At 43.8% G+C, this 5,003-nt stretch carries 6 protein-coding genes; 2 read left to right on the plus strand and 4 right to left on the minus strand.

The window, feature by feature from the left end:
- Nucleotides 1–998 (minus strand): dipeptide epimerase (locus VNZ46_RS19110; protein WP_325561615.1); only part of this gene is annotated, 998 nt, incomplete at its 3' end.
- Nucleotides 999–1,047: 49 nt separating this feature from the next.
- Between VNZ46_RS19110 and VNZ46_RS19115 the strand changes: the two genes are divergently transcribed.
- The gene (locus tag VNZ46_RS19115) at nucleotides 1,048–3,060 is read left to right on the plus strand and encodes a thioredoxin domain-containing protein (protein ID WP_325561616.1); all 2,013 of its coding nucleotides are present in this window, start codon (nucleotides 1,048–1,050) and stop codon (nucleotides 3,058–3,060) included.
- Nucleotides 3,061–3,071: 11 nt separating this feature from the next.
- Entirely contained in the window at nucleotides 3,072–3,572 is a 501-nt protein-coding gene (locus VNZ46_RS19120) for an FKBP-type peptidyl-prolyl cis-trans isomerase (RefSeq protein WP_108550702.1), read from the plus strand.
- A gap of 132 nt (nucleotides 3,573–3,704) precedes the next feature.
- Here the strand turns inward: VNZ46_RS19120 and VNZ46_RS19125 are convergent, their stop codons facing one another.
- The 3 genes from VNZ46_RS19125 to VNZ46_RS19135 form a co-directional block, all read right to left on the minus strand.
- Nucleotides 3,705–4,157 carry a Fur family transcriptional regulator gene (locus VNZ46_RS19125; RefSeq protein WP_233260662.1) on the minus strand — a complete coding sequence of 151 codons (453 nt, stop codon included), beginning with the start codon at nucleotides 4,155–4,157 and terminating at the stop codon, nucleotides 3,705–3,707.
- Nucleotides 4,141–4,578 (minus strand): hypothetical protein, encoded by a 438-nt coding sequence (locus tag VNZ46_RS19130; RefSeq protein WP_325561617.1) that lies wholly within the window; start codon nucleotides 4,576–4,578, stop codon nucleotides 4,141–4,143. Before VNZ46_RS19130 ends, VNZ46_RS19125 begins: the two co-directional genes overlap by 17 nt.
- A gap of 15 nt (nucleotides 4,579–4,593) precedes the next feature.
- On the minus strand, nucleotides 4,594–5,003 hold a 410-nt coding region (locus tag VNZ46_RS19135), incomplete at its 5' end, for an ABC transporter permease (protein WP_325561618.1).

The raw sequence follows: 5,003 nt of genomic DNA on the forward strand, positions 1-5,003 counted from the left end.
AGGCCGCCTTGTACCGGGTCGATCAGATGGCCTAAAAGGCAGGTGTCCAGATCGAAGAAAACCACATTTGGACTCGCCAATGCGAAGTGTAGGTTCGCGCTTAAGGCGATCCGGCTTTCCAGCATGCTTCCAATCATGCATTTCATGCCTTTTTGTAAGGCAGTTTCGTGGATCTTCTGGGCTTCGAGGATGCCTCCTGATTTTGAAAATTTAATGTTCAGATAGTCGCAGGATTGGCTGTTGATCAGTTTACGGGCGTCGTGATGGTTGTAACAGCTTTCATCTGCCATGAGTTTGATGGGCGAATTGAGTTTCAGTTCCGGAAATTTATCATCAAACCAGGTACGCATGGGCTGTTCGCAGAATTCTATGTTGTATTGAGCCATTTCACCCAAGGCAAGCAGCGCATCGTCAAAACTCCAGCCCTGGTTGGCATCAAGTCTCAGTATCATACTGTGGCCCACGGCTTCCCGGATCCGGGCTACCCTCTGGATGTCGTCATGGACTTTTTTGCCCAGTTTGATCTTTAAGATGTTACAGCCTTGCAGCTGATATTTCAAGGCAGATTGTACCATTTCCTCCGGGCTTCCTATGCCTATGGTCATATCGGTTTCTATGGGTCGTTTGTGCCCGCCAAGAAACTTGTAGAGTGGCTGCCTGGCGTTTTTTGCCGAAATATCAAATAAGGCCATATCAAAAGCACTCTTAATGGTACTGTTATGAGCAGCATAGCCCAGCAGGTCATTCATCCGTTCGGGGATGTCAAGTGGGTCTTTGTCCAGCCAGATCTGTGCAAAGTCTTTGGCCATTGCAATACAGGTTTCCTGTGTTTCACCAACAATCATAGGAAAAGCAGAACATTCACCTACACCGTAAATGCCTTCATCAGTATGTACCCTGATCAGTACATTTTGTGCAAAATGCATCGTTCCCGTGGCAATAACAAAGGGTTCCATCGGAATGCTGAAGCGGTATATTTCGGTGTGGGTAATCTTCATATGGCTTGCTTTACCGTAAAAGTACAACATATCTTTTTACCTTTATAGTATGAATTCTGAACCCAATCATTTAATTAAAGCTTCTTCTCCTTATTTATTACAGCATGCCTATAACCCGGTTGACTGGTTTGAATGGGGAGAAGAGGCCTTACAGAAAGCAAGAGATGAACAAAAGCTGATCCTGGTGAGTATAGGTTATTCGGCTTGTCACTGGTGTCATGTTATGGAACGTGAAAGTTTTGAGAACCATGAAGTTGCCGAAGTGATGAACCGGCATTTTATCTGTATTAAAGTAGACCGGGAGGAACGCCCCGATATTGATCAGATCTATATGCTGGCCGTACAGCTGATGACAGGAAGCGGAGGCTGGCCTTTAAATTGTATTTGTTTGCCGGATCAGCGGCCTATTTATGGTGGAACCTATTTTAAGAAAGACGACTGGATTAATATCCTGTCTCATGTGGCAGATCTCTGGGAAAATGAACCCGATAAGGCCAGACAGTATGCAGATCGATTAACCGATGGCATCAGGAATGCAGAAAGAATTGTTCCGAACATAAAGAGTGCCGAGTATACCCAGGAAGATCTAAAAGAGGTCATTGAACCCTGGAAGCGGTATTTTGATATGAGTGAAGGTGGCTATAACCGGGCACCTAAATTCCCTTTACCTAATAACTGGCAGTTTATGCTTCGTTACAGCCATTTGATGAAAGACGACGCAACGCATGTATCGGCCTTGCTCACCTTGCAAAAGATGGCTTTAGGCGGAATTTATGATCAGGTAGGCGGTGGTTTTGCCCGCTATTCAGTGGATGGGGACTGGCATGTGCCACATTTTGAAAAAATGCTTTATGATAATGGTCAGCTGATCAGTTTATATGCGGAGGCTTATTTATATGCTGGTATGCCTCTGTTTAAACAGGTGGCAGAGGAATCTATCGAATGGGTGAAAAGAGAAATGACCTCTCCGGAAGGACTTTTTTATGCCGCTTTGGATGCGGATAGCGAGGGGGTGGAAGGTAAGTTCTATGTCTGGTCTTCTGAAGAATTTGAAGTGCTTGCCGGTGGCGATCATCTTTTACTGGCTGAATATTTTAATGTGACCGAAGAAGGAAACTGGGAAGAAGAACAAACCAATATTCTGTTGCGCAGGCATACGGATGAGGAGTTTGCAGAGGCGAAAGGACTCGCCGTTCCTGAATTGCAGCATAAAGTGAGGCTGTTGAAAGAAAACTTGCTGGAGCACAGAAGCGGCCGGGTTAGACCGGGCCTGGATGATAAATGTATTACCGCCTGGAATGCAATGATGATTAAAGGTCTGGCAGAAAGTGCTAATGTATTTGGGGAACAGACCTATTATGATATGGCAGTAAAAGCGGCCACTTTCATTTCGGATCATTTGATCACTCCTATGGGCGGTTTGTACCGCAATTATAAAAGCGGGAAAGCGAGCATCCCTGGCTTTCTGGATGATTATGCGTTTTTTATCGAAGCTTTATTATCCTTATATGCAGTAGATTTTCAAGATAAATGGTTAAATGAAGCCAAACGTTTAACGGAGATTGTTCTGGCAGATTTTTCTGATCCGGATAGCCCAATGTTATTCTATACAAGTGTGACGGGGGAGAGTCTGATTGCACGTAAGCATGAATTGATGGACAATGTTATCCCGGCTTCGAACTCCGTAATGGCGCAAAATTTACAGGCACTAGGCTTGTTTTTTGACGAACCTGTTTATTTGGATAAGGCTGCGGCGATGCTCGCTGCGGTACAGCCACAAATTAAGACCTATGGCTCGGCCTATTCCAATTGGGCGATACAATTGCTGAACGAAGTATTTGGCATCAATGAAATTGCAATAGCTGGAAATGAGGTTAAAAGTGCCCTGGAAGAGTTGAATGGCATCTATATTCCGAATAAAATTACTATTGCGGGAACAAATTCTGCACTTCCTTTGTTAAAAGATAAGCAAAGCATTGAAACAAAAATCTATATTTGCCGAAATAAAGCATGTCAGCTGCCAGTACTTTCAGTTGAGGAAGCAATAAAATTAATAAATTAAACAAGAATCTAATGAGTATTAAACCTAATACAGTAGTTTCCTTAACGTATGAATTGCATACGACTAACGAAGAAGGACAACAAGTTTTTGTAGAAAAAGCTGATGAGCAAAACGCTTTGGTTTTTTTATTTGGTGTGGGTATGATGTTACCAAAATTTGAAGAGCATTTGCTTGGAAAAAATGCAGGTGATGAGTATGGTTTTGAACTTTCTGCGGCTGATGGTTATGGAGAGATCGATCCGGGAGCTTATGCTGACCTTCCAAAAGAAATGTTTAAGGATGTTGATCTTCCTAACGTTGGAGATGTTATTCCTTTGCAGGATAATCAAGGTAACCACTTCAGAGCTGGTGTTACTGGTGTACACGAAACGACTGTTTCTGTAGATTTAAACCACCCTATGGCTGGTAAAAATTTGATTTTTGCTGGTAAGATCCTTGCTGTTCGTGAGGCTACTGAGGAAGAATTGGCTCATGGCCATGCGCACGGTGCTGATGGTCATTCAGGCCACTAGTTTTTCCCATTAAAATTATAAAAGAGCAAGCCGCTTTATCTCTGCGGATCATGAAGGATGATCCGGATGTCGATAAAGTGGCTTGCTCTTTTTTGGGTGCTTTAGCCTGCGTGTTCGAGCTAAGTGTATTAATTAATCGGCCTTCATTCCGGCACTGCATTTTTCGCATATCCCGTAGGCAGTGGTATTGATGCTGCTGGCTGTAAAACCCGGTGGCATTTTAATACTTGGTATCTTGACGTCCAGGCAATAGATTTTCTGGCAGTTGCTGCAGTTGAAGTGCACGTGTTCATCGTGGTGGTGGTGTTCTGTGCAGGACGAGGAACAGATGGCATAGTTGGCCGTTCCGTTCATGTCCATGATCCGGTGAAGGATACCCTTGTCTTCATAGGTGTTTAAAATACGGTAGAGGGTTACCCTGTCTATTTCCTTTCCAAGTTTCTTTTCCAGTTCAGGTTGTGAAATTGCAACGGTGTCCAGTGCAATTTCTTCCAATACACGAACTCTTTGTTTGGTGTGCTTTAAATCGTGGTCCTTTAAGATATTTACCGGGTCTATATGCATAAGATTAGATTGATTTTCCATTGATCAGCGATATTGGCGGGGTGTCCATGGCGTTTGCATTACTGAGTTTCAGAATGCCCTTTATGGTAACGGTTTGGTAGGTAAACTTGACCGGCTCGGCAAGTTCTACCAGGACCATAACAGGTACGCCATTCTTTCCGCAGAAATAACACTGATTAATAGGTAACGTTGAGAGCATGAATTTGGTTTGTTTCATGCCGTCTTTTATCGGAACAATATAGCCTTCGAGTTCGAAGAGCTTATCTGCATGCTTTTTAATCTCGGGGGTAAATACCGGGACCATCTCTTTGTTTTTTACGATTTTAAAGTTCACACTGCCGATCACCTCCCAGTTTGCAGAAATGATCTGGTCGTTGGGATCGTGTTGTGCTTTGGCTGCAAAACCGGTGAGTACGAATAATAGGAGGAGGAATTGTTTCATGTCTTGTCTTTTATCTTAACTTTTGGATAGGATTTCAGAGATGTTGGATCTATAGGCCTGTATTGCGGGGATTATAGCTGCAAATATACCTATAGCAAGACCGGCAGCCAACAAATATATTTCACTGTTCAGGAAGAGCAGTCCACTGAGCCTTGCCTGGCTGCTTTCCTGGAAATGACCGATGATCTGTAAGCCGGCATGGCCCAATAAAATCCCGGTTAGGGTACCAGCAAAGGTTAGCATCATGCCTTCTGCAATTACAATGAGGAAGAGTTTGCTGCGTGAGGCACCAAGTGTACGCATAATGGCCAGATCGTAACTCCGTTCTTTCAGGGAATTGTACAGGTTCACAAAAACGCTGATCACTGCGATGGCCATAATGAGCAGGGCGAACCATTGTAAGGTATCCACACCTACACCAATCA

Source organism: Pedobacter sp. (assembly GCF_035566355.1).
In the GTDB taxonomy this organism is placed as follows: Bacteria; Bacteroidota; Bacteroidia; order Sphingobacteriales; family Sphingobacteriaceae; genus Pedobacter.